The sequence below is a fragment of the Niveispirillum sp. genome (assembly GCF_017996735.1).
Taxonomy (GTDB): Bacteria; Pseudomonadota; Alphaproteobacteria; order Azospirillales; family Azospirillaceae; genus Niveispirillum.
The window spans coordinates 1-3339 of sequence record NZ_JAGOGJ010000261.1 but is presented as its reverse complement, the minus strand read 5'-3'; the positions used below and the strand labels follow the sequence as shown (position 1 = coordinate 3339).

General features: G+C 61.6%; 2 protein-coding genes and 1 pseudogene. All 3 read left to right on the top strand.

The annotated features are described in order from the left end of the window. Positions 1-2439: pseudogene (locus tag KBA48_RS32840) on the top strand (hypothetical protein); the annotation flags it as partial. Continuing rightward, positions 2405-2884, top strand: coding sequence for a hypothetical protein (locus tag KBA48_RS32835; RefSeq protein ID WP_292912874.1), 480 nt, complete (start codon positions 2405-2407; stop codon positions 2882-2884). The pseudogene KBA48_RS32840 and the gene KBA48_RS32835, both read left to right, overlap by 35 nt. Next, the coding region (locus tag KBA48_RS32830) for a hypothetical protein (protein WP_292912873.1) at positions 2860-3339 on the top strand (480 nt) is incomplete at its 3' end. The genes KBA48_RS32835 and KBA48_RS32830, both read left to right, overlap by 25 nt.

Below are 3339 nucleotides of genomic sequence, written 5' to 3'. Positions count from 1 at the left end.
TACCAGAACGGCTGCAAGACCATGCTCAATTGGTTGCCGCTGATCGAGGGCGGGATGATGCGGCGACCGGGCACGCGGTTTGTGGCTGCGGCGAAACACGCGTCCACTGCGGCGCGGTTGGTTCCCTTCATCTTCTCGACCTTACAAGCCTACATCTTGGAGTTCGGGGTAGGCTATATCCGCTTCTATAAAGACGGCGGACAGATCGTGGACGTGGATGGCAATCCGGTGCAAGTCGGCACGTCCTACACGGAAAGCGACCTCCCGCGCCTCAAGTATCAGCAACGGGCCGATGTGCTGTACCTCACGCATCCAGGCTACAAGCGACAGAAGCTCTCCCGCACCAGCCACACGGCCTGGACCATCACGGAAGTGGTGGACACGGAAGGGCCGTTCCTGGATCAGAACAACAACCCCGATTGGGTCATTACGGCGAGCGGCGGGGAGTTAGTCACGAACGGGACGTTCGGTACGGATGTGGTGGGGTGGACGGATCTGTCTGTGGGGGCCGGCACCTTTACCGCTGCCGCTGGCAAGGGCACGCTCACCCATGCAGGCGGGGCAGACATTGGTGCAGGAGAAACCTCGTTCCCAACCACGGTCGGCCTGGTCTACACGGTGAGCTTTACGGTCGGCGTGGGCTCGGTCAATGCGCAGGCCGGCACCTCGTCTCAAGCGCAGGACTTGGTGGCCTCGGCGGCCCATGCCACTGGGGCGCGGTCCATTTCCTTTACCGCAACTGGTTCAGCTGCGTTCATCTATTTCTCAAATTCCACGGCCTCTTCTGCGCATACGATTGATGACGTGTCCTGCGTCAAGCCGCTGCATACCGGCGCACAGGTGACGCTAACGGCCAACCAGGATACTTGGGCTCCCGGCCATGTCGGGGCGCTCTGGGAAATCAGCGATGCGGAAGGCTCCCCTTCTGAAGCCGCCTGGGCTGCGAGTACAGCCTCAACCACGCTCGGCATTCGCCGGACCTATAATGGCCATGTCTACGAAATGACCTCGATTGGCACGACCGGCACGAAGCCGCCCGTTCACTTGCGCGGGACTTCTTCGGACGGCGGCAACGATTGGGTCTACATCAACGATGGGTCGGGGTATGTGGAGATCCTGACCTACAACACCCCGCGATCCGTGACCGCGATTGTGCGGCAGCATCTGCCTGAGAACGCCCGCAGCGGCACCAGTTATTGGGCGGAAGGGGCCTACAGCGGCGTGCAGGGCTATCCCCGCGCCATCGCCTTTATTGAGCAGCGTACCGCCATCGCTGGAGCGTCCGGCCATCCGGCCCGTATCGACATGTCAGAGCCGGGGGGCTTTGAGTCGTTTCGAGGCGGGGCCGATGCGGACCGCGCCATTTCGTTTGAGGTCGATTCAGGCCTCGTCAACTCCGTCTTGTGGATGGAAAAAGGCGTGACCTGGTTTGCGGCGACGAACGGCGCGATTTACGCCTTGCAGACCACGGACAACACCCCCTTTGCCCCTGACAATCTGCCCTATGTCAAGGAGGTCAATGCCTACGGGTCTGCCGATATTCATCCGCTGAAGATCGGCGGGAAGCTGCTCTACGTGCAACGCGGCGGCAAGCGGGTCCGTGAACTGGATTACGAGGCGGACGCGACGAACGATATTCGATCAGATCGCACCGTCTTGGCGCGGCATATCACCAGCGACCAGGCCACCATCGTGCAATGGGCCTACCAGCAAGACCCGAATCAAACCGTGTGGGCCGTGCGCTCCGATGGCGTCTTGCTGGCGCTGACCTACTTCCCAGAACAAGACGTGATCGCGTGGAGTCGCCATACCACGCAAGGCAGCTTTGAGTCCGTGGCGACGATTCCCACGCAGACCACCGATCAAACGTGGGTGGTGGTGAAGCGCACCGTGAACGGTGAGGACGTGCGCTATATCGAATACTTTGACACCACGGTGAACACCGACAGCGCCTTGACCTATGAAGGGCCTCCCGCGATCAGCGCCGTCGCGGCGGCATCCGTGGCGCATCTGCTCGGGAACGAGGTGGAGATTGTGGCGCATGGCGGGACGCTCACGCCGCAGACCGTGACGAGTAGCGACCTCGCGCTGGGGGCCTCCTATGCCTTCGTGGAAGTCGGGCTGGACTTCGATAGCGATTGCGAAACCGTGGCCCCTGAGATTCGCGGGCCGGACGGCTCCAGCCAGGGCCTGCTCAAATCGACGCCCACACTGTGGGTGTACATCATCCAAACCAATTCGCTCAAGGTGAACGGCAAGCAGTTGGTGACCCGCACGCCTCGTGACTATATGGACACCGGCCCGCCCTACGTGACGGGCTTGCAGCAGATTAAGGACATCGGGCATCGGACCAACGGCACGATTCGGATTCAACAAACTGAACCCTTACCCGCGAAGGTGATTGGTGTCTTTGCCACATTCGACACAGGTAACAACTAAGACGGTCACGACCTTCAAGCTGGACGATCTCAACGGGATCGACTGGTTGCCTGATGGGGCCTACATGGATCTTTCGGCCATTCTGGCCCGCTCCACGATCTGGACCGGCAGAGTCAACGGGCATGTGGTCGCAATCTGTGGCCTGACCAAGCTGAACGGCCACACGGCAGAAGCGTGGACGTACCTGCATCGGGAAGCCTTGCTGTATCCGTACTGGCTGCACCGGGCTACGAAGCGGATTCTTCACAACTTTGCCGGGGCCTACGACATGTTGCGTGTGCAGTCGATGGCCGTGGATCAAGCGGACGCGGCCTGCCGATGGCTAGAGCATTTAGGGTTTGCCGTGGAATGTCTCTGTCCGCTCATGGGGCATCACGGTGAAACCATGCGGCGGTATGTCTGGTTTCCGAAGGGGGCACGATGGCCGATCCAGTTTTCGCGCTAGCAATGATCGGGGCAGGGTCCGCCCTGGGTGGCGGAGCGCTGTCCGCAGTGGGACAACTCCAGGCGGCTGACGCACAGGGCAAGGCGGCGGCAGTCGAAGCCGATGCCATGCAGGAGCAAGGGCGGCTCACGCAGTTCTCAGCCTATGAGGACGCGAAGCAGCTTCGCTTTCAGGGCAACAAGCTGCTGGCCGAACAAACGAACATCACGGCGGCCTCTGGCTTGGTGACGAATACCGGCAGCGCCTTGGACGTGGCGCGGGAGTCGGCGCGACAGATCGAACTCGACGCGCTCAAGACCGAATTTTCAGGGCGGCAAGGCAAGTTCGTGGCCGACCGGCAAGCGCAACTCACCAGGTACGGGGCCAAGATTGCCAGGCGTGAAGCCACGATGGGCGCGATTGGCTCCATGCTCTCCGGCCTGTCTGGCGGCGCAACCAGCGCCCTTGGCCCCAGC